This is a genomic window from Neomoorella sulfitireducens (genome assembly GCF_024733845.1).
GTDB classification, from domain to species: domain Bacteria; phylum Bacillota; class DSM-521; order Neomoorellales; family Neomoorellaceae; genus Neomoorella; species Neomoorella sulfitireducens.
In genome coordinates, this window is the sequence record NZ_JANRHG010000031.1 from 1 (window position 1) to 1,316 (window position 1,316).

Here is a 1,316-nt window from a genome sequence, read left to right on the forward strand (position 1 = left end):
GAGGCGGGCCTGGAAGTTACGGCTCAAGGCAAAATGAATGAAGAAGAGCTCAAAGAGGCCATTCGCGATAGTGACGCTTTAATCGTCCGCAGCGGCACAAAGGTGACGGCGGCAGCCATCAACGCCGCCAGAAAGTTAAAGATCATCGGCCGGGCCGGGGTGGGTACCGATAATATCGACGTCAGCGCCGCAACCGAAAGGGGCATTGTCGTAGTCAACGCCCCGGAAGGCAATACCGTAGCGGCCGCCGAGCACACCATGGCCATGATGCTGGCCCTGGCCCGCAACATTCCCCAGGCCAATGCCACTTTAAAACAGGGCGTCTGGGAGAAAAAGAAGTATGTCGGCGTAGAACTGCGGGGGAAAACTCTGGGGATAATTGGCCTTGGGAAAATCGGCCGCGAGGTGGCCCGCCGCGCCCGGGGTATGGAAATGAGAGTTACGGCCTATGACCCCTACGTCGACCCGGAACAGGCCACGCGCCTGGAAGTCGAATTGGTCTCCCTGGAAACAGTGCTGCAAAACGCCGATTTTGTTACCGTCCACCTGCCCCTGACCGGGGAAACCCGCCACCTTCTGGGACGGGAGGAGTTAAAACTCCTGAAGCCGGGGGCGCGGGTGTTGAATGTAGCCCGGGGAGGCATAATCGACGAGGCGGCCCTGTATGAAGCCTTAAAAACCGGGCACCTGGCCGGGGCCGCCTTGGACGTCTTTGAAGAAGAACCCTTGAAGGCCAGTCCCCTGCTGGAGCTGGAGAACGTCATCGTCACTCCCCATCTGGGCGCCTCGACGGAAGAAGCCCAGGTAGCCGTAGCCGTGGAGGTAGCCCACGACGTGGTGCGCTGCCTCAAGGGAGAACCGGTATTAAACGCCGTCAACATCCCCGTGGTAAGGGGGCATGTAGCCGAGGTCTTAAGGCCATACCTGCTGCTGGCCGAAAAACTGGGGAGTTTTCTGGCTCAGCTCATGGAAAGTCCCATCATTGCTGCGGAGATCTGCTGCAACGGCGAGCTGGCCCGGTACGACTTGGCGCCCCTCACCAGTTCCTTCCTGAAAGGCTTGCTGCGCCCCCTGCTGGCCGATGCCGTCAACTACGTCAATGCGCCCCTGGTGGCCCAGAAAAGGGGCATCCGGATCCGAGAGAAGAAGAGCCTCGAAATGGAATACTTCGCCAATCTTATTAGCGTTAGGGTCGAGGGGCGGCGGGAGAGCCACCGCCTGGCCGGTACCGTCAACCAGGCCGGTGAACCCCGCCTGGTCAACCTGGACGGCTACAGCATCGACGTCAGCCCGGCGGGGCACATGCTTGTTGTACC

1 protein-coding gene is annotated in these 1,316 nt (G+C 60.4%); it reads left to right on the plus strand.

Annotation, left to right across the window (positions count from 1 at the left end; genetic code table 11):
• A partial coding sequence (gene serA / locus NWF31_RS14435; protein WP_258361202.1) for a phosphoglycerate dehydrogenase occupies positions 1 to 1,316 on the plus strand: 1,316 nt, incomplete at both ends.